The organism is Cobetia sp. SIMBA_158 (genome assembly GCF_046566945.1).
In the GTDB taxonomy this organism is placed as follows: domain Bacteria; phylum Pseudomonadota; class Gammaproteobacteria; order Pseudomonadales; family Halomonadaceae; genus Cobetia; species Cobetia amphilecti.
This window is the reverse complement of sequence record NZ_JAWJYL010000001.1, coordinates 116,967-137,388: the sequence shown is the minus strand read 5'-3', so window position 1 is coordinate 137,388 and position 20,422 is coordinate 116,967. Positions and strand designations below refer to the sequence as shown.

16 protein-coding genes are annotated in these 20,422 nt (G+C 61.9%); 11 read left to right on the top strand and 5 right to left on the bottom strand.

Annotated features, from left to right (window positions below; genetic code table 11):
* Positions 1 to 95: 95 nt before the first annotated feature.
* A complete protein-coding gene (locus R2R70_RS00605) occupies positions 96 to 1,034 on the bottom strand; it encodes a homocysteine S-methyltransferase family protein (RefSeq protein WP_279831637.1) in 939 nt (312 codons plus the stop codon).
* Between the two features lie 267 nt (positions 1,035 to 1,301).
* Between R2R70_RS00605 and R2R70_RS00600 the strand changes: the two genes are divergently transcribed.
* The 3 genes from R2R70_RS00600 (at position 1,302) to R2R70_RS00590 (ending at position 6,553) form a co-directional block, all read left to right on the top strand.
* The gene (locus tag R2R70_RS00600) at positions 1,302 to 3,209 is read left to right on the top strand and encodes a hypothetical protein (protein WP_043332458.1); all 1,908 of its coding nucleotides are present in this window, start codon (positions 1,302 to 1,304) and stop codon (positions 3,207 to 3,209) included.
* A gap of 69 nt (positions 3,210 to 3,278) precedes the next feature.
* Entirely contained in the window at positions 3,279 to 5,435 is a 2,157-nt protein-coding gene (locus tag R2R70_RS00595) for a DNA topoisomerase III (RefSeq protein ID WP_410976952.1), read from the top strand.
* A gap of 71 nt (positions 5,436 to 5,506) precedes the next feature.
* Positions 5,507 to 6,553 (top strand): ketopantoate reductase family protein, encoded by a 1,047-nt coding sequence (locus R2R70_RS00590; protein ID WP_410976951.1) that lies wholly within the window; start codon positions 5,507 to 5,509, stop codon positions 6,551 to 6,553.
* Between the two features lie 243 nt (positions 6,554 to 6,796).
* On the opposite strand, the gene R2R70_RS00585 is transcribed toward R2R70_RS00590, so the two are convergent.
* From R2R70_RS00585 to zwf, 3 genes are read right to left on the bottom strand one after another with little or no spacing between them, the layout of a single operon-like run.
* Positions 6,797 to 7,459, bottom strand: coding sequence for a bifunctional 4-hydroxy-2-oxoglutarate aldolase/2-dehydro-3-deoxy-phosphogluconate aldolase (locus R2R70_RS00585; RefSeq protein WP_043332465.1), 663 nt, complete (start codon positions 7,457 to 7,459; stop codon positions 6,797 to 6,799).
* A 56-nt stretch (positions 7,460 to 7,515) separates the two neighbouring features.
* Complete coding sequence (pgl, locus tag R2R70_RS00580) at positions 7,516 to 8,208, bottom strand: 6-phosphogluconolactonase (protein ID WP_410976950.1); 693 nt, start codon at positions 8,206 to 8,208, stop codon at positions 7,516 to 7,518.
* A gap of 1 nt (position 8,209) precedes the next feature.
* The gene (zwf, locus tag R2R70_RS00575) at positions 8,210 to 9,700 is read right to left on the bottom strand and encodes a glucose-6-phosphate dehydrogenase (protein WP_284892171.1); all 1,491 of its coding nucleotides are present in this window, start codon (positions 9,698 to 9,700) and stop codon (positions 8,210 to 8,212) included.
* Between the two features lie 390 nt (positions 9,701 to 10,090).
* Between zwf and R2R70_RS00570 the strand changes: the two genes are divergently transcribed.
* The 6 genes from R2R70_RS00570 (at position 10,091) to R2R70_RS00545 (ending at position 16,161) form a co-directional block, all read left to right on the top strand.
* On the top strand, positions 10,091 to 10,948 hold the full coding sequence (locus R2R70_RS00570; protein WP_043332471.1) for a MurR/RpiR family transcriptional regulator: 858 nt from the start codon (positions 10,091 to 10,093) through the stop codon (positions 10,946 to 10,948).
* A 218-nt stretch (positions 10,949 to 11,166) separates the two neighbouring features.
* A complete protein-coding gene (locus tag R2R70_RS00565) occupies positions 11,167 to 12,048 on the top strand; it encodes a putative selenate ABC transporter substrate-binding protein (protein WP_410976949.1) in 882 nt (293 codons plus the stop codon).
* A 4-nt stretch (positions 12,049 to 12,052) separates the two neighbouring features.
* Positions 12,053 to 12,781, top strand: coding sequence for an ATP-binding cassette domain-containing protein (locus R2R70_RS00560; RefSeq protein ID WP_192838361.1), 729 nt, complete (start codon positions 12,053 to 12,055; stop codon positions 12,779 to 12,781).
* Positions 12,771 to 14,330 carry an ABC transporter permease gene (locus tag R2R70_RS00555; protein WP_410976948.1) on the top strand — a complete coding sequence of 520 codons (1,560 nt, stop codon included), beginning with the start codon at positions 12,771 to 12,773 and terminating at the stop codon, positions 14,328 to 14,330. The genes R2R70_RS00560 and R2R70_RS00555 overlap by 11 nt, the downstream gene beginning before the upstream one ends.
* A 69-nt stretch (positions 14,331 to 14,399) precedes the next feature.
* Complete coding sequence (locus R2R70_RS00550) at positions 14,400 to 15,686, top strand: cation diffusion facilitator family transporter (protein ID WP_410976947.1); 1,287 nt, start codon at positions 14,400 to 14,402, stop codon at positions 15,684 to 15,686.
* 172 nt (positions 15,687 to 15,858) lie between these two features.
* Positions 15,859 to 16,161, top strand: coding sequence for a hypothetical protein (locus R2R70_RS00545; protein WP_043332474.1), 303 nt, complete (start codon positions 15,859 to 15,861; stop codon positions 16,159 to 16,161).
* A 43-nt stretch (positions 16,162 to 16,204) separates the two neighbouring features.
* On the opposite strand, the gene R2R70_RS00540 is transcribed toward R2R70_RS00545, so the two are convergent.
* Positions 16,205 to 16,690: a pilin gene (locus R2R70_RS00540; protein ID WP_410976946.1), complete on the bottom strand. Its 486-nt coding sequence runs from the start codon at positions 16,688 to 16,690 to the stop codon at positions 16,205 to 16,207.
* A gap of 562 nt (positions 16,691 to 17,252) precedes the next feature.
* Between R2R70_RS00540 and pilB the strand changes: the two genes are divergently transcribed.
* Both pilB and R2R70_RS00530 read left to right on the top strand, forming a co-directional pair.
* Entirely contained in the window at positions 17,253 to 18,989 is a 1,737-nt protein-coding gene (gene pilB / locus R2R70_RS00535) for a type IV-A pilus assembly ATPase PilB (RefSeq protein WP_410976945.1), read from the top strand.
* Positions 18,990 to 19,164: 175 nt separating this feature from the next.
* Complete coding sequence (locus tag R2R70_RS00530) at positions 19,165 to 20,403, top strand: type II secretion system F family protein (RefSeq protein ID WP_317292725.1); 1,239 nt, start codon at positions 19,165 to 19,167, stop codon at positions 20,401 to 20,403.
* Positions 20,404 to 20,422: the final 19 nt, after the last annotated feature.

Genomic DNA, 20,422 nt, shown 5'->3' with positions numbered 1-20,422 from the left:
GGCGTTCACCTTGGCGTTTCCTCAGGCGCGATGCCCGTCAGAACCTGCGAATCAAGGGGCGAAGTCTATCACGAGGAAGCCTCGCCCCTCATCGTTCACTCACTCAAGCGGCTGACGCAGCGATAACCTGCTGACCTGAGCTGTTCGGCCAGGCAGGCGATATGCGCCGGGCCCACCTCGCAGCAACCGCCGACGATACGAATGCCGGCATTGACCCACCCCAGCGCATGCGCCGCGTACTGCTCCGGCCCCAGGTCTTCACGTGCCTTGAGGTCCTTGACGGTGCCGCCGGGATTGAGCTCCGCGATGGAGGTGAAGCCATTGGCATAGGCACCGGTCGGCAGCGGGCTGGCCAGCAGATTTTCCAGACTACCCTGAATGGCTTCCGGCGCGCTGCAATTGATCAGGATCGCGTCCACGCCCATCGCTTGCAGCATGCTGATCGCGTCGGCCAGCGGCTCACCACTGCGCAGGGTCGCGGTCAGGTCATCCTTCACCGTCAGCGAGACCCACACCGGCAAGCCGCTCTCGAGTGCGGCGGTGGCAGCGGCGCGAGCCTCGACGCAGGAAGACAGCGCCTCACACAGCAGGACATCGACCAGCGGTGCCTGCAATTCCACCAGCCGGCGATAGCTGGCCAGGGATTCGTCAGCACTCGGCGCGACATCGGGGCGATAGGTGGCGACCAGCGGCGGCAGGCAGCCTGCCACGCGCACATCCGCCTCGCCACTCAGGGCGATGGCATCCCGCGCGGCCTTGCCGGCGGCGGCATGAATGGCCGCGATCGACTCGCCGACACCCGCCAGGCCCAGACGCTGCGGCGTGGCCGTGTAGGTATTGAGCGTGATGACGCGCGCGCCGGCACGAATGAAATCGAGGTGCAGGTCACGCACCAGCTCAGGCTGGTCCAGCATCACCTGAGACGACCACAGCGGCGTCGGCTCACGACCGCTACGACGCACCAGTTCCTGGCCCATGCCGCCGTCCAGCAACACGACTTCAGCCCCGTCACCTGCACCCTTTCCTGCTTCCAAGTCTCGTTCCACACAACCTCCAGAGCTTTTTGATGTCCTAGCGTGAGCCTGACGACCTGGCGAGACCCGCTGGCCAGTCAATGGCGGGCGAAATTCTACCACGCTCGACCCGCTTGCGGCCCTTGCTCACTGGAGCCAAAAGGCTGCCCAATGCTACTGTTGACGACACCCTTTGCCCCGCGCTGCGCTCGAGGCTCGTGCTCACGAACCTCTCGGCAGCCCATGTCGTGCCAGAAGCCCCACCCCGTTCAATCAAGGAAGCCTGCCTTGCTGTTGCCGAGCCCCTTTCGTCCCCGAGCCAACACTGCCAATGACGCGCCCCAGGTGCGTCTGGAGCGTGAGGGCCGAGACGAGATTCGCCGCATTACCCAGGCCGTGGAGCGTGTGCCCTGGTCGGTGAGCCTGATGCAGATCCTGTGGACCGCAGGCCCGGTGACGCTGATCGGCGCCTGGGGCGGCTATCTGCTCGGTTACGGCAAGGAACCGACCTTCGAGAACTACATCTTCTTCATCTCCTACACCGTCATCACCGGTGTCGCGGGCATCGTGGCCAATATCGCCCACAACCTGACCAGCTCACGGCGCTATGACCGCACCGAAGCCAAGATCGAGCGCGTCATCGACACCGTGCCGGAGCTGATCCTCGCCACGCGCAACCTGATCGTCGAGAGCCTCGAAGGCGATGCCCGCCGGCGTGAAGCGGCGGCCATGCTGCTGCGCAAGCAGGATCTCGCGCCGGAGGGGGTCGAGCTGGCGGCGCTGGAGCTGCTCGATGACCGTGATGCCGCGCGCATCATCAGTCAGATCGATGTCTACCGTCGCGTGGGCCTGCATGCGCGTATCCGCGACATGAACAGCCTCAACCGCGAATGGCTCGAGCCCCAGTTCAATGAGCTGGCCGAGCTGGCCCCAGAGGCCATCGGCCTGCTGCGTGAGCGCTTCGAAGGCCGCGCGCCCGACCTGCACAGCGGTGTGCCACGTGACGAGAACTTCATCGAGCGTGTGCTGGCCGCCATCGAGCAGGACAACGACCTGCTGATGACCCTGCAGGACGTGGAGGAGATGCTGATTCTGGCCTTCGAGCTGATCAGCGGGCGCAAGATTCCGCTGCTGACCTTCGAATACCGTGGCCGCTGGAAGCTGGCGCGCGCACTGGACAACCTCGAGCATGCCCGCTCGCGCTATCGCATACGTCAGGCCACCGGCCTGTCACGCCTCAAGGCGCTGACGGTCTATCTGGCCGAGCAGTCCGGCACCCTGGTGGAGGATGCCGCCTCCGGCCTGCGCGCCGAGGTACTGCTGGAGCGCTCCACCCAGGCGATGGACGCCCTTGCCGAGCAGGTGACGCACCTCGCGATCGCGGTCAATGAGGGCGATCGTGAACACCGCGCCGCGCTGCGCTCGCGGGCCGACATCCTCACCAACGCCATCCGCCTCTACAAGACGGTGACCAATGCCTACGAGCAGGTCGGGCGCAGCCACGCCGTCTTCCTCAAGATGTCCAAGCGCTGGGAGAACATCGCCTCGCAGATGTCCGATGACGCCACCCGCCTGCGGGTCGGTCCGGGCCGTCGTGGTCTGCGTATCCAGGAAAAGACCATCGCGCTGGACGATGAAGCCAAGGCGGAGGTCTGCAAGCATCTGGCCGATCACTTGAACGAGAGCCGCATCAAGCGGGTCGACAGCGAGATCGCCTACCAGGCGCGCGAGACGGTGCTGCGCGTCGGTGTCGACAAGGCCAAGGCGATGGCAGTCGAGATCGCCCTTGCGCTGGAGCCCCACATACACCTGTCACGCCCGGCCGTGCAGCGCGCCATCAATGGCTCCAACGCCGCCTATTTTGGCCAGCTGGAGCCCAATCAGTCCGCGGCGGCCAAGGCGGCCCTGGGCAGCGCCATGGTGCGCGAGATCGATGATGACCTGTCTCGCACCGCCGAATCACTGGCCATCGCGCTGGTGCGCCACTACCGCGTCGAGCTGGAGCCGCTGGCCATCGAGTTCCTGCGCGATACCTTCGGCGCCCGTGAAGCGACGCTCAACATGCTCAGCAACTATCAGCCCGCCGACCACCACCCGGTCAGCTATCTCTCCAATCGCCCCCCGCTGATCCAGACCGCCAACCGCGACTGGTATCGCGCCCTCGTCCAGGCGCGTCGCGCGCTCGACGACGATTGATCCCCGCCTCGGGCCAACGGCATACTGTATGGATCATCATATCGACAGCCTTTGACCGCAGGATGCCCGATGCGCCTGATCATCGCCGAAAAGCCCAGCCTCGCCCGCGCCATTGCCGAGGCGCTGCCCGGACGCTCAAGCAAGCGCGACGGCTATATCGATGCCGGTGACACCCGTGTCACCTGGTGCATCGGCCACCTGCTGGAGCAGGCCCCGCCGGATGACTACGACGAGCGCTTCAAGCGCTGGTCGCTGGATCACCTGCCGATCATCCCCGAGCAATGGAAGCTCAAGCCACGCAGCCAGGCGCGTGGTCAGCTCAAGACCATCCGCGAGCAGCTCAAGCTGGCCGATGAGGTCGTGCATGCCGGCGACCCTGACCGTGAAGGCCAGCTGCTGGTGCAGGAAGTGCTGGAGCACATGCGCTGGCGCGGGCCGGTCAAACGCCTGCTGATCAGTGACATGAACCGCCCCGCCGTCAGCCGTGCCCTCAACAAGCTGGACGACAATCAGCGCTGGCAGCCGCTCTATGAAGCCGCGCTGGCGCGCCAGCGCGCCGACTGGCTGTATGGCATGAATCTGACTCGCGCCTGGACATTGACCGGGCGTCAGGCCGGCCACGATGGCGTATTGTCAGTGGGACGCGTGCAGACGCCGCTGCTGGGGCTGGTCGTGCGCCGTGATGAGGAAATCGAGGCCTTCGAGCCTCGCGCCTTCTTCCCGCTGTGGATAGAGGCTGGCGTGGCGGCGGGCAGCTTCAAGGCCTGGTGGCATGCGCCCAGCTCGCCCTGGCTGCAACGTCTGGCGGACAAGGGCACCCCGCTGCCACTGGATGACAAGGGGCGCCTGCTGGATAGCCGTCCCGCCGAGCGCCTCGCCCGCCATCTCGCGACCTTGACTACCCTCGGCGATGGCCATGTCGAAAGTGTCGAGGCCAGCGACAAGTCACAGCCCGCGCCGCTGCCCTATTCGCTCTCGGCGCTGCAGGTCGATGCCGCGCGCCGTTTTCGCCTGCCCGCCCAGAAGGTACTCGACACCTGTCAGGCGCTTTACGAGCGCCATCAGCTGATCACCTACCCGCGCTCCGACTGCCGCTACCTGCCGCGCGAACATCACGCCGGCATGGCCAATCTGATGATCAGCGCCTGCGTGGGTGACCGTGAGCTTGAACGCTTCAGTGGCGGCGCCGATTTCAGCCTGCGCTCACGCGCCTTCAATGACAGCAAGGTCAGCGCGCACCACGCCTTGGCGCCGACCGGGCGCGAGCCGGACTATGCGCGCCTCTCGCGCGATGAAGCCAATCTCTACCGCATGATCACGCGCAACGTGCTGGCCCAGTTCTATCCGGCCTATCGCTATCGCGAGGTCAAGGTCGAGCTGCGCTTCGCCAAGGAGCCCTTCCGCGCCAGTGGCCGCAGCGTCATCGACGAGGGCTGGAAGGTGCTGTTCCAGCGCACTGCGGAGGCCAGTGAGGGCACTGACAAGAAGGCCTCTGCCAAGAACGCAGCCGCCGATGACAAGACCCCACCGCCGCTGCCCGCCCTGACGGAAGGCGAACCGGCCTGCGTGCTCGACTGTGGCATCGAGGAGAAAGAGACCCGCCCGCCGGAACCCTTCAATGACGCCAGCCTGATCCAGGCGATGATGAACATCGCGCGCTACGTCGAGGATGAAGCGGTGCGACGCACGCTGCGCGATGTGGATGGCCTTGGCACCGAGGCGACACGCGCCGGCATGCTCGAGACATTGATCAATCGCGGCTATCTGGTGCGCGAAGGCCAGGCGATGCGCTCGACGCGTATCGGTCGCGCGCTGATTCATGCACTGCCGCCCGCTGTATCGCGCCCGGAGCGCACCGCGCAGTGGGAGCAACGCCTGAGCATGATCCACGAACAAGGCGACCCGGCGGCGCCCTTCCTGAGCGATCTGATCGTGGATCTGCGTGCGCTGCTCGCCGATAGCTCCGCCAGCCGCTTGAGCACGGCACTGGCCAGCGTCGGCGGTGCGACACCCGCGCCGCGCAAGGGCGGCGGCAAGGGCGGCTCGCGTCGCAAGGCAACGTCCTACAAGAAGCGCGCCTCTGGCAGCTCTTCTGGCAAGGCAGCTTCTGGCAGCTCTTCTGGCAGCACTGCTGGCAGCAATAAGGACGGCGCTTCTCGTAAAAGTGCTTCCACCAGGAGCCCCCGCAAGCGAGCGACTGGGTCACGGCGCAAGACCGATAGCTGACAGCGGGTCAGGTGAAATACAACCGGCCTTTCCCGCGCTCACGCACTGCTCTCCATGACAAGATGACGAATATGCACACAATGACTGATCCGGAAGATAACTGGCTGTGGATCATCGGTCCGGGCGCCATCGGGCGTCTGCTGGCGGCATCGCTGATGGCAGCACGCCAGCGAGAGCTGCGTGAGCAGGGGGCATCCGCGCTACCGCGTGTCTTGCTGCTGGGGCGTCAGGCAATGGCGGGGCAAGATGTCACGCTCGACTTGACCACGCCGGAATCACTCATTGTTAGCGCAAAGATAAATTATTCAACAATTGACACACTGCAATACTCGCCATCTGGAAAGCCTTCCGCCATCTGGCTGACGACCAAGGCGCACGGTGTACCCGGCGTCTGGCAGCAACTGGCCCCCCATATCACGCCCGAGACTTCCGTGACCTGCTGGCAGAATGGCCTGAGTGCTCAGCCGTGGCTGGCCGAACGCCACGCCAACCTGCTATGCGCCAGCACCACCGAAGGCGCCTGGTTGCCAGCCGAGACTGGCGCAACCGCGACGCCTGACGCTGACTCAACCGCGGATGACCACCAGCACCTTGGCGTGCAACACGCCGGGCGCGGCCACACCTGGCTGGGCGCATGGCAGAGTGGCGGTGACGGCGATCACGACAGCCAGTCCAATCAGGCCGCTCTCATGCAAGGTGACTGGCTCAAGGCTGCGGGGTTTGCGTGCGAACGGACGCCGGACATCCAGACTCGCCTGTGGCACAAGCTGGCGATCAATGCGGCGATCAACCCCCTGGTGGCACGCTATCGCATTCGCAATGGCCAGCTGCGCGACCGACCATTTGCGCCGATGGTGCGCCAGGCGGTCGAGGAGATCAGCGCGGTACTGGGTAGCGAAGGCATCTCTGCCCCGGGGGAAGGCTGGCAGGCGCTGGTCGAACAGGTCATCCGCGCGACCGCCAACAATCGCGCCTCGATGCTGCAGGATGTGCTCGCCGGTCGCCCTACCGAGGTCGAGGCGATCCTTGGCCCATTGCGCCGCACTGCCTCCCGACATGGGCTGGTCCTGCCCTTGCTGGATGATCTCTACCGCCAGCTGAGCACGCCGCAGCGCTGAGACAAGACTTCTGCCCAGCTCAAAAGGCTCCATCAGACAATCAGCCTGACTTTCCCATCTGACCCGCCAGCCCGCCAGATAACGCGCACAAAAAAGACCCGCCTCGCGAGAGACGGGTCACAAGCAACAGCCAAGCTGTCGAGAGAGAGCAGTACTGGCAGCCTGTCAGCCTCAAGCACGACGTGCATGACGTTGGCAGGCAACCGCTGGATCAGTGACCAACACTCATCCAGATATCAGACTTCAGCGGTGGAAACGCTCTGAGGCTTCACGCGCCAGCTCGCGGATACCATCCCAGTCACCCGCATCAATCAGTTTCTGCGGCGCGACCCAGCTACCACCGACACACATCACGTTCTTGAGCGCGAGGTAGTCAGCGGCGTTGCTCAGGGAAATGCCGCCGGTCGGGCAGAAGCGAGCTTCGCTGATCGGGCCACCGAAGGACTTGATCGCATTGACGCCGCCCGCGGCTTCCGCCGGGAAGAACTTGAAGCGACGGTAACCGTACTGCCAGCCCGTCATCAGCTCCGAGACGGTCGCGACACCCGGCAGCATCGGTACGCTGCTGGTCACGCCGTACTGGTACAGCGCTTCGGTGGTGCCCGGCGTGACGATGAAGTCGACGCCCAGCTCTTCCACCTGGCGATACTGTTCCGGCGTCAGCACGGTGCCGGCACCGATACTGGCGTTGGGCAGCGCTTCACGCATCAGGCGGATGGCTTCCAGCGCGCAGTCGGTACGCAGCGTGACTTCCAGTACGGTCAGGCCACCTTCGTAAAGGGCCTTGCCCAGCGGCACGGCGTCCTCGATGCGCTCGACGGCGATCACCGGCAGCACGGAGGCTTTCTGGCAGATGCTGTCGATCTCGGTGGTACGAGTCGACGGAAGCTGTTTTTCAAAGCTCATGGCGTTCTCCTTGTGCCGCGGCCAGCCTCCCTTGTGGCTGGCCGCGGCCGATGTGATCAGGGGGCCCAGTAAAGCGCCAGCGGCGCGGACAGGAAGGCACGAATCGGCAGTTCACTGACCGCCTCGACATCGCTCAGCGCGCGCGATAGCACGGCCTGCTTGTCGGTCCCCGTGAGGTGAAGCACGGTACGACGCGCCTGGCGCAGACGCTCGAGAGACAGTGTGATACGCGCCTGCGGCACGCTGGGCGCACGCATCGGGACACAGCAATCCGCACTGGTCAGCGCTTCCTGCAGGCGGTCACCATCCGGGAACAGCGAGGCCGTGTGGCCATCGCCACCCATGCCGAGAATCAGCGCGGAAGCCGGCCAGGGGAGCGCCGCGATGCGAGCACTCACTTCTGCGCAACCATCTTCCGGCTCTGCCTCGGCATTGGTCAGCGGATGGAAGGTGGCGGCACTGGCCGCACCGCTCAGCAGGTGCTCACGCACGAAGCGTGCATTGCTGTCATCGGCGTCTTCGCTCACCCAACGCTCATCGGCGAGGGTGATATCGACCCGCGACCAATCCAGCGGCTTGTCGCGTAGCGCGGCAAACAGCGGCTTGGGCGTGGAGCCGCCGGAAACCACCAGCAGCGCACGCGCTGACGGATCAACGTTGAGATCAGCACGCAAGGCGGCGGCCAGATACTCGGCGAGAGAGTGTGCGGTCTGTACGCGCGGGTCCTGCTCAGTCACGGTGGCGCTCATCTCAATACTCCTCATACCAGCTGCGACCATCGCGCGTGATCATCGCGATCGAGGAGACGGGGCCCCAGGAGCCGGCCGGATAACGGCGCGGCGTGGCGGCGCGGGATTCCCAGCCATCGATGAGAGTATCGACCCAGCGCCAGGCGTGTTCGATCTCGTCACGACGCACGAACAGATACTGCTGGCCCTTGATGACCTCAAGCAGCAGACGTTCGTAAGCTTCCGGAATACGGCGCTTGGGGAAGGCGCTGTTGAAGTCGAGATCCAGCGGGCCCGGACGCAGACGCATGCCCTTGTCGAGACCGGAGTCCTTGGTCAGCACCTGCAGGGAGATGCCCTCGGACGGCTGAAGACGGATGATCAGCTTGTTGGCCGCCAGCGAGCGCTGGTCCGGATCGAAGATGTAGTGCGGCTGCTGACGGAAGTGGATCACGATCTGTGACAGCTTCTCCGGCATGCGCTTGCCGGTACGCAGGTAGAACGGCACACCGGCCCAGCGCCAGTTGGAAACTTCGGTCTTGAAGGCCACGAAGGTCTCGGTCTGGGATTCGGTGTTGGCCCCTTCTTCCTCGAGATAGCCCGGCACGTGCTGGCCGTCGACGGCACCCGCGATGTACTGGCCACGCACCAGATCCGTGTTGAGACGCTCGCCGGTGATCGGGCGCAACGCCTTGAGCACCTTGACCTTCTCGTCACGAATGGCGTCCGCGTCCAGGTTGGACGGCGGGTCCATCGCGATCAGACACAGCAGCTGCAGCAGGTGGTTCTGCACCATGTCACGCAGCTGACCGGCCTGATCGAAGTAGCCCCAGCGCCCTTCGATGCCGACCTTCTCCGCCACGGTGATCTCGACGTGGGAAATCTGGTTCTGATTCCACTGGTTGCCGAACATCGGGTTGGCGAAGCGCAGCGCGATCAGATTCTGGACGGTTTCCTTGCCCAGATAGTGATCGATACGATAGATCTGGGATTCGTGGAAGACGGCACCGATCGCGTCGTTGACGACGCGCGAGCTCTCCAGATCAGAGCCGATCGGCTTCTCGACCACGACACGCGAGTGCTCGTCGAGGCAGCCCGCCGCCTGCAGATTGCTGCTGATATCGCCGTAGATACGCGACGGTACGGACAGATAGATCATCAGCGGGCGCGGCGACGGCTTGCCCTTTTCATCCACACGCCAATCGGCGATCGCGGAATAGCCTTCCACGGTGCTGAAGTCCAGCGCCGCATAGCTGATGCGAGAGAGGAAGCGCTCGATGCATTCCTTCTCGAGGTGTTCCGGCTTGACGCGCTCCTTGAGCGCCGCCTGCACGGTGTCCTTGAAGGATTCGAGGCTGACATCCTGACGCGCCAGACCGATCAGGCGGGTTGCCTTCTCGAGCAGACCGTCACGGTCGAGGTGATAGAGGGCTGGATATAGCTTGCGCTTGGCGAGGTCGCCCAAGGCGCCGAACAGGGCAATATCCACGCCCGGAATGATGTCGGAACTCATGCCGCCGATTTCTCCCGTCGAAACTGCCCTGTATGCCGAAATGACCGACAAGGTGGGCGACTTCGAACCCGCTTCCTGGAAGGCTGCGCAGGCTGGCGCGGCGAGGAGAGGCTCGAATGACACACGGCACCGGGAAGGCGTTGGCGATACATGGCTGGTTATATTAACAACAAATGTAGCGATAACGCCGCTGTCACTCAAGACAATTCGCCCCACAAATAGGTAAACTTACCTAAAAGTGGTAGTCAGCGGCGCTTTCGCTTTCACCTCGTCCTTCGCGCCCCTGGATCAGCAAGTGACCCAAAGAGATGCTTGGCCTACCAGACGAGTGAGGCTAGGATGCCCAGATTACGTAGTTATTTCACTACACAATGGCAGGGTAACAGGCGAATGGCAGTACACGACCTCATCAATCGCATCCGTGAACGTCTCGACGAGCTCAATCGCTCCGAGCGCAAGGTCGCCGACGTCATTCTGGCGGACCCGGCTGCGGCCACCGGCATGAGCATCGCGGCGCTCGCTCAGGCCTCGCTGGTCAGTGAGCCGACCGTCAACCGCTTCTGTCGCAACTTCGATGCCAAGGGCTTCCCCGACTTCAAGATCAAGCTGGCCCAGAGCCTGGCCGGCGGCACGCCCTACGTGTCACGCAGTGTCGATCAGAACGATGATGCCGCCGCCTATGGCGACAAGATTCTCGGTGCCACCGTGGCCGCGCTCGACGATGCCCGTCGCGCACTGGACCCCAGACGCATCGAGCGCGCCGTCGACTACCTGAGCCAGGCCAAGCAGATCTGCTTCTTCGGCCTTGGCGCCTCAGGCCCGGTCGCGGCGGATGCCCAGCACAAGTTCTTCCGCTTCAACCTGCCGGTCATGGCCTATGAAGATGTGCTCATGCAGCGCATGGTGGCCGCCGCCTGCCATACCGGCGACGTGATCGTGATCATCTCCTACACCGGACGCACCCGCGAGCTGGTCGATATCGCCAAGCTCGCGCGCAGCAATGGTGCCGCGGTATTGGGCATCACCGCACCGGACTCTCCGCTGGCGCGCGAGTGCACCGAAGTGCTGGAAGTCATGGCGCCGGAAGACACCGATATCTATATGCCGATGACCTCACGCATGATCCACCTGGCCCTGATCGACGTGCTGGCCACCGGCGTGACGCTGCGCCGTGGAGAAGACTTCCAGCAGCACCTCAAGAAGATCAAGGACAGCTTGAAGGACACCCGTTTCCCACCGGAGTCTTGAGCACTAGCCATCAAGCAATCAGCCCCAGCCAAAGCAAATGAGCTTTTTTGCGCAGCCATTCAACGCGCTACTGACTCTTCAGCGTCACTTGAGCGATCCTTCAGGCATGGCGCGGGGCTTGCACCCGCGTGATCAAGACACAACAATACGCGCCATACCCCTGACATGCGGTGTTCGCCGCATGATGTCTCATGTCGTGAATGCTGAGGATGCTTCCCATGCGCTGGCTGGCCACTGCTGCTCTGACCCTGATTTCCGCCTTTCCCGTGACCATGAGTCTGGCTCAGGCCGACACCTTCAAGTTCACGGCAATTCCAGATGAAGACGAGTCACGCCTGGTCGAGCGTTTCGACAAGGTCGCCGACTATCTGGAAGAGAAGCTGGGCGTCGATGTCGAGTATGTGCCGGTCAAATCCTACAGCGCCGCCGTCAGCGCCTTCCGCAACGATCAGATCCAGATGGCCTGGTTCGGCGGCCTGACTGGTGTTCAGGCACGTCAGATGGTGCCGGGCTCCGTCGCCATCGCCCAGGGCGTGGAAGACGCCGCCTTCCGCAGCTACTTCATCGCGCGTCGCGACCTCAAGCTGGCCGGCGATGCCGCCGAGCCGCTGGACGCCCTGCCCGACTCCCTCGAAGGCCACTCCTTCACCTTCGGTGCCAAGACCTCCACTTCAGGCCGCCTGATGCCGGAATACTATCTGCGCGAGCAGTTCCAGCAGGCGCCGGACGCCCTGTTCAGCCGCGTCGGTTTCTCCGGCGACCACTCACGCACCATCGCACTGGTCGCCGCCGGCACCTATGACGTGGGCGCGGTCAACTTCGCGGTGTGGGAAGCGGCAGTCAAGGACGGCAAGGTCGACCCGAGCAAGGTGCAGGTGCTGTGGCAGACGCCGGCCTACCCGGATTATCAGTGGACCATTCGTGGCGATGCCGACAGCCACTTCGGCGCGGACTTCACTGCCCGTGTCACCACGGCCCTGCTGGACATGAAGGACCCGGACCTGCTCGAGAGCTTCCCGCGCTCCGGCTTCATTCCGGCCAGCAACGATGACTACGCGCCGATCAAGACCGTCGGTGAACAGCTCGGTCTGCTGCGCTGAGCTCATGACCCAGGAAACACCCTCTCCACTGCTGCACCTTTCGCAGGACCACCTCGGCCATGGCGCCGAGGTGGTCTTGCGTGATCTGGATATTCGCCTCCTGCCGGGCGAGCGCATCGCCCTGCTCGGCGCCAGTGGCGCAGGCAAGTCCACGCTGCTGGAAGCCCTGCGCGCCGCGCTGCAACAGCGCGACGTAGCAGCCGCTTGGTGCCCTCAACGCCAGGGGCTGGTGCCGCAATTGTCGGTCTACCACAACATCTTCATGGGCCGGTTGGACCAGCACTCACGGCTGACCAACCTGCTCAATCTGCTGCGCCCGAAACCGGCGCATTGGCAGGCGGTCGCCACGCTGTGCGAACCGCTGGGTATCGCCGGCCTGATGGAACGCTCCGTCGAGGCGCTTTCCGGCGGTCAGCGCCAGCGTGTCGCCATCGCACGCGCGCTCTATCAGGGCCATGATCTGTTCCTCGGTGACGAGCCCGTCGCAAGCGTGGACCCGCATCAGGCCAGTCAGTTGATCCAGCTGATACATGCCCGTCACGCGACCAGTGTGGTAGCGCTTCATCAGCGTGAGTTGGCGCTTACTCACTTCACGCGCGTGATCGGGCTTGGCAAGCAGGCTGACGGCCAGGGGCACGTGCTGCTGGATGTCGCGACCGACGGACTGACGCCTGGCGACCTGGACTTCCTGTACCCCGCTGCGGCGACCCGCGAGTCATCCGATGTCAGCTGACCCCTCCACCATGACAGCAGAGCTGCGCCATCCTCCTCGCTGGTGGCAGGCACGCAGTGACGGTGCGCGCCTGTTGCGCCTCGGTGGTGGTCTGGTCATCGCCATGCTGGTATTGGTGCCCTTCGCCGATCTCTCCGTTACCTCGCGCGACCCTTGGCAGGAACTGGGCCACATGCTGGCGGGTCTGGCGTCGCCGGCTCCCGGCGCGCTGGAATCCCCGCTGCACGCTCTGATCCTGACCATCGCTTTTGCGCTGTGGGGCACCCTGCTAGGTGCGCTGATAGGGCTGCCGCTGGCATTGGTCTATTCTCGCTCACGCTTGCTGCGGGGCATCTGTGCCGGGCTGCGTGCGGTACATGAGCTGTTCTGGGCGCTGCTGTTGCTGCAGGTGTTCGGGCTGTCGGCCGCCACGGCATTGGCGGCGATCACGATTCCCTATGCCGCGACCTTCGCCAAGGTCTATGCCGAGATTCTCGAACAACTGCCGCAGGCGCCACTCAAGGCACTGCCCTGGGCCAGCTCACGCGCGATGCGCTTTGTGTATGCTGAACTGCCGATGGCGTGGCGGCGCATGGCCAGCTATACCCGCTATCGCTTCGAATGCGGACTGCGCGCCAGTGTCCTGCTCGGTTTCGTCGGCTTGCCCACGCTGGGCTTCTATCTGGAAAGCGCCTTTCGCGAGGGCCGTTACGCCGAGGCGGGCGCTCTGCTGTGGATCTTCTATCTGCTGATCGCCACGCTCCCATGGTGGGGGCACCGTCGGGTATTGCCGGTACTGGCCATCGCCAGCCTCTGGTGGCTGGGGCCATGGCCCGATGTCAGCCCGACCCTGCTGTGGCGCTTCATCAGCCATGACATCTGGCCGGCGCCGCTGGTCAATGCATCATTCGAGTCGCTGGTCTCGGGTAAGCTCGCGACAGGCCTGCTGCAGTGGGCCAGCCACCTGCCCGATCTGCTGCCCGCCATCGGTAATACCTTGCTGCTCGGCCTGCTGGGCACCGCCGGTAGTCTGCTGATCGCCATGCTGCTATGGCCGCTGGCCAGCCGCCATGTGGGCAACCGCCTCTCGCAACACTCGACCAACGGCCTGCTGATCTTCCTGCGCACCACGCCGGAGTTGATACTGGCCTTCATCCTGCTGTTGCTGTTGGGGCCCTCGCTGCTGCCCGCCTGGCTGGCGCTGGCACTGCATAACGGAGCGATCATCGCCTTCCTGTGTGCTCGCCATGCCAACCAGATTCAGCTGCCGCCCAGTCGCCCGCAGGGCAAGTTCGAATGCTGGCTCTATGAGCTCAACCCGCGTGTCGCTCCCGGCATGTTCGCATTGCTGCTCTACCGCGCCGAGACCATCCTTCGCGAGACGGCCATTCTCGGCATGCTGGGGGTGGTAACGCTGGGCTTCCACATCGACTCGAGCTTCGAATACCTGATGTTTGATCAGGCATTTGCCTTGCTGGTGCTCACCGCCATACTCAATATCGGCGTTGACAGCCTCGCGCGGCGCCTGCGCCCCAGCGGCGAGATCTCTGAAGACAGCTGCGTGCGCTGACTCCTGCCCTGCGCAGGAGTAGGCGCTGACTTCATGACGCACCCGACTCCCCTTTGAGCGAGCCTTCCCATGCCTCAATCGTCACCCGCAGATGCTGTCAGCACGGCAAGCGCCAAGCGTGAAGCACAGCGCATCACCTTGATCGGCGCGGCGCTGGATGGCGTGCTGGGTGTCGCGAAGCTTGTCATCGGCAAGCTGGTCGGCTCGCAGGCGCTGATCGCCGATGGCATCCACTCCCTGTCAGACCTGGTGACGGATGCCTTCGTGTTGGTGGCGACTCACTACGGCCGCCAGGCACCGGATCGCTCACATCCGTGGGGGCATGAGCGCATCGAGACGCTCGGCACCCTGGTGCTTGGCAGCCTACTGCTGGCCGTGGCGGGCGCCATTGGCTGGGAAGGTATCCTGCGCAGCTGGGAGCTGATGTTCGGCTCACTGACCATCCCGCTACCCGGCGCGCTGGGCATCGGCATCGCGATCATATCGCTGCTCGGCAAGGAAGCTATCTTTCGCGCCACGCTGAAGGTCGCGCGCAAGCAGAAATCCAAGCTGCTGGAGGCCAATGCCTGGCACTCGCGCAGTGATGCGCTCTCCACTGTGGCGGTGCTGATAGGTCTGATCGGTACCCAGCTGGGGGCCAGCTGGCTGGATGGCATCGCGGCGGTCGTCGTTGGCGTCATGGTGGGCAAGATCGGCGCCTCATTGGCCTGGGAGGCTTCGCGCGAACTGATCGACACCGCCCTGCCACGCGAACAGCAACACGCCATGCGTGAGTGCTTGCTGTCACTGCCGGAGGTGCGTGGTACGCATGACCTGCGCAGCCGTACTCTGGCCGGCCGTATCGTGCTGGAAGTCCACCTGCTGGTCGCGCCACGCATCAGCGTCTCGGAAGGCCATGCCATCGGCCACCACGCAGTGGCTCGCCTCAAGGCCGAATTCCCCCAGCTCAGTGATGTGCTCTATCACATCGACCCCGAAGATGACTCGCATCTCGGCCAGGCCAGCCTGGCGCAGCCCACGCTGAAGCAGCCCCTACCCCTGCGTAGTGACATCATCGCCACACTCGATGAATACTGGCAGCAGTCACCCCTCTGGCAGGCGCGCAGCGGCCTCACACTGCATTACGTCAACCATGCCACCGCGTCTACTGATACCGATGCGTCAGCCCCGCATGTGGATATCCTGCTGGAGTTGCCGGGTTGTGCTGAGGAAGCCGTCTCAGAAACGGCTCAGCAATGTAACCACGACGCCGACTCACGCAACGCATCAATTGCCGAGATGGAACGCCTCGCAGCGGGTCTTGAGTGGTTTGGCAAGCTGGAGATCGGTGTGATGTCACATATCCACCAGCGCTGACGTGTGGGTTACACTGCAGGCAAAGGCAGGCATGGCATCCTGAACTTCAGAGGCAGGCTTGGGTTGATCCCTCATCGTTCAAAAGCGCTCAAAGGCGTTCCAGGCATCGTCATCTAGACCAGAATTCACGTTCGAACTCAAAGACAGACAACCACCAGACAAGGAGCACGCCATGAGCAACGCATCCGGCGAAATGCACAAGACACGTATCATCAGTGAGCTGAAAGGCTTCATCCGCAAGCTGCTGCAAGACCCGAAGATTCTCGAGCAGTCACTGGTCGTGGCGCGAGCGCGCCTCAAGGAAGGGGCAGAACAAGGAAAGAATGAGCAAGCAGTGCTGGCTATCATCGCCAACGAGATTTCTGATACCACCAGCATCCATATCCCGGAAGATCCGGCAGAGCACTCCGATGCAGACAAGCTGTTCCTGGAGCTGCTGAAGGATGTGGTCGAGGAAGAAGAAGCGCTTTATTGAGTTCAATAAAAACCGCCCCGAAGGGCGGTTTTTATTAATTGTTTTATTGAGCAGCTGGCACCGCAGCACGACAGTTCTGGGGCAGGTACTTGTATGAAGCAGTATTAGTTGCAGCTAAGCCACATTCCCAAGCAATTGAGCCAGAGTTAATTGTAGGCTGGAAGTTTACAGCGAGGCCATCGAGAGTTGTGTCACCTGTCTCTCGCAAAGCTACAGCAATCATTGAGTTGGCCCCTACCGTAACGCTCTCAACATAAGTTGAAGAGATATTAGTTTCAGTTGTATCCAAACCAACTTTTTGGTTGGAATTACAATCTGTGTTCGATGCTGCATCTTCCACACCTGCAGATATCAGGCACTCAGAAACTGCGGTTTTAGCAGCTGAAGCAATGCCCATAGCCTCAGTTACCTTTGCGCGGATAGTGTAATCTTGATAGCGAGGGATAGCGATGGCCGCCAGAATACCGATAATCGCCACAACGATCATCAGCTCGATCAATGTAAAACCAGCTTGTTGCTTGCGTGTCATGGTGTGACTCCCTTGCATTTGCGTAGTGAGATCAGGTCGTACGTCCTGAAACCCCGGTTACCTTCCCTGACCAGCAGGATGTTACAGAAGAATGTCAGTATGGACGTTTGATTCCAATATTCCCTACAACATCTTCATCAGCATAACATCTTGATATCACGGGGTGTCGACCGGACGGGACGAGTGATACCACAGCCACAGTTCAGGTGCCATTGTCATGTCGCAAGACGCTTGCTTGGCGGCGCTGACGGCTGCTTGACTGTTACAATAGATTACACTTGGTGACATTGCAAGCAACGAACACAAAAACTTTGTGATCGAGATTCAGGCGCTCTTCAACGTTACTCCCGACCCAACAGTGTTTGGCTACCTCCTTTCACTAACTCTCCCCTGTTCCTATGTCACGAATGCGCCATTCCTAGCGCAGGGCAATCCAGCTACACTCTTCTGCAAGACGATGTTTGTAATACGATGGCTTGCCGCACCAGATTTTGCGCACAGCGTGCTTCACGTTTCAAGCAGCGAAAGTAGGCCCATTGGCAACTGCAACAGGAAGAGTGTCATGCCCCAGTCAGAACACACGCTAAAAGGATTTGCCGCCCGACTGGTCGACTCTGGCCTGCTCGAACCACAGGCAGCACAGCTGGCTGAACAGGAAGCCAATGAGGCAGGGGAAAGCCTGTTGTTGCACATTATCGCGCATGGTCTGGTGCCGGCGCGTGAGGCGACATTGGCGGCCGCCTGGGAATACGGCCTGCCGTATGTGGATCTCGATGCCCTTCGTATCGACTCGCTGCCCGCCATTGATGAGCTGCCCGAGAAGGTGCTGCGTAAGCTGGGGGTATTGCCACTCTATCGCCGTGAGCATCGGCTGACCGTCGGCGTACCCTCCCCATCGACCCTCACGCATCTTGATGAACTGCAATTTGCCACTGGCTTGTCGATCGAGAGTGTCCTGGTCGCCGCCGACCAGCTGACGCCGGCATTGGAGCAGTACCTGGAAGCTGGCGAAGAAAGCGCCATGGACATGCTGAGCGAAGGTGGCGAAGCGCTCGATGGGCTGGATTTCGAAGGCGAAGAAGATAACAACAACGATCTGGCCATCACCGCAAGTAGTGACGATGCCCCAGTAGTACGCTTCGTTCACAAGGTACTGCTGGATGCCATCAAGCGTGGCGCCTCGGATATCCACTTCGAGCCCTACGAATCCACCTATCGCATTCGTTTTCGTATCGATGGCATGTTGGTCGAGAATACCCGCCCGCCATTCAATATGCGCAATCGTATCTCGGCGCGCCTGAAAGTCATGTCGCGCATGGATATTTCCGAGCGCCGTTTACCGCAGGATGGCGCGATCAAGCTACGTCTGTCCAAGTCCCGCTCCATCGATTTCCGCGTCAACACATTGCCCACCGTGTATGGCGAGAAGCTGGTGCTGCGTATCCTTGATCCGAGCTCTGCCAAGATGGGCATCGAGGCGCTGGGCTTCGAACCTGAACAGCGCGCCATGTTCGAGAAGACGCTGGATCAGCCCCAGGGCATGATTCTGGTCACAGGCCCGACCGGTAGCGGCAAGACCGTGACGCTCTACACCGGTTTGAATATCCTCAATACACCGGAGCGCAATATCTCGACGGCAGAGGACCCGGTCGAGCTCAAGGTAGAAGGCGTCAACCAGGTCAACGTGCTGCCCAAGATCGGCCTGGACTTCGCTTCGGCCTTGCGCGCCTTCCTGCGCCAGGATCCCGATGTGGTGATGGTGGGGGAAATTCGTGACAAGGAAACCGCCGAGATTGCCGTCAAGGCGGCACAGACCGGCCACTTGGTGCTTTCTACCTTGCACACCAATTCGGCGCCCGAGACACTGACTCGCCTGAGCAACATGGGAATTGCCCCCTTCAATATCGCGAGTTCCGTCTCGTTGATCATCGCTCAGCGCCTTGCTCGCCGCCTGTGTACCCACTGCCGTCAGCCCGCGGAAATTCCGCCCGAGGCGATGGCTTCGATGGGCTTCAGTGAAGACAATGGCTTCAGTGCAGCAGAACTCGAGGCCGCAACCATATTCCGTCCTGTCGGTTGCAGTCAGTGCACGCTGGGTTACAAGGGGCGCGTCGGCATCTATGAAGTCATGCCGATTTCGGATGAAATGAGCCGCTTGATCATGCGTGAGGGCACCGCCATCGAGCTGGCAGACCAGGCGCGCAAGGAAGGGCTTTCAGACCTGAGGCGTAGCGGCTTGCGCAAGGTGATGTCGGGCATGACCTCGCTGGAAGAGGTCAATCGCATCACCAAGGACTGAGCCACTGCAACTGACCGAGCATGTAATGGTTGTCCATGCTGGCGACAGCGATCAATACGCCAGATAGCTGACTTTTGCTCAGTCATCAGGCACATTGAAGACAAGATGACCCAGGTATTGATCATGGCTCGACCTTCAATGCCTGCTCCCCATTTATCAGGGAACGATAACTGACATGGCAACTCCCAGAACTGCCAAGAAAGACAAGAAAAAAGCGGGCATTGAAACTTGGCAATGGTCGGGCAAGAACTCGCGCGGTGAAAACGTCAAGGGCGAGCTGATGTCGGCCAACGTCGATCAGGTCAAGAACACGCTGGTCAGCCAGGGGATCGTGCTCAAGCGCCTGCGCAAGAAGTCTTCCCTGTTTGGCGGCAGCAAAAGAGTCAGTGGCAAGGATGTCACCATGTTCGCTCGTCAGATGGCGACCATGATCCGTGCTGGCGTACCGGTACTCCAGGCATTTGGCATCGTGGCTGAAAGCATGAAGAGTCCAGGCATGCGCCATCTGGTCGAAGACATGATGAATCAGGTGGGAGCAGGCGCCAGCTTTTCGGAAGCCTTGCGCAAACACCCCCAGCATTTTGATAACCTGTTTGCCAATCTTGTCGAAGCCGGCGAACAAGCTGGCGCCCTGGACAAGATGCTCGACCGTGTCGCGACTTATAAAGAAAAGATTGATTCACTCAAGGCGCGCGTCAAGAAAGCCCTTTATTACCCTATCGCCGTGATCGGTGTCGGGATCGGGGTAACAGCGATCCTGTTGATCAAGGTAGTTCCGCAATTTGAAAGCCTTTTCCAAGGCTTCGGCGCAGAGCTGCCAGCATTCACCCAGCTGACGATTACCTTATCCGAGTATGCACAGAATTATTGGTATGTGGCATTAGGCGCGATAATCCTGACCGTCGTTCTTATTGCACAGGGAATCAAGCGCTCTGAGAAGTTTGCCTACGCCAGTCACCGCTTCATGCTCAAGGTACCGGTGCTCGGCGATATTCTGGATAAATCGTCTGTCGCTCGCTATTCACGTACATTGGCTACGACCTTCCAAGCAGGGGTTCCGTTAGTGGAATCGCTAGATACTGCCGCCGGCGCCTCAGGCAACAAGGTCTACGAGCGCGCCATTGCTCAGATCAAGGAAGATGTCTCTACCGGCCAGCAACTGAACTTTGCCATGCGCAATACCCAATTGTTCCCGACACTGGCGGTACAGATGGTAGCGATTGGCGAGGAATCCGGCTCACTGGATGCCATGCTCAACAAGGTCGCCGATTTCTATGAAGAAGACGTCGACAACAAGGTAGATGCGCTGACCTCATTGCTGGAGCCCTTGATCATCGTGGTGCTAGGCACCCTGGTGGGCGGGCTTGTGGTCTCGATGTATCTTCCCATCTTCGAGCTGGGCAACGCGATCTAGAACGCCGCCTGTATCTCGA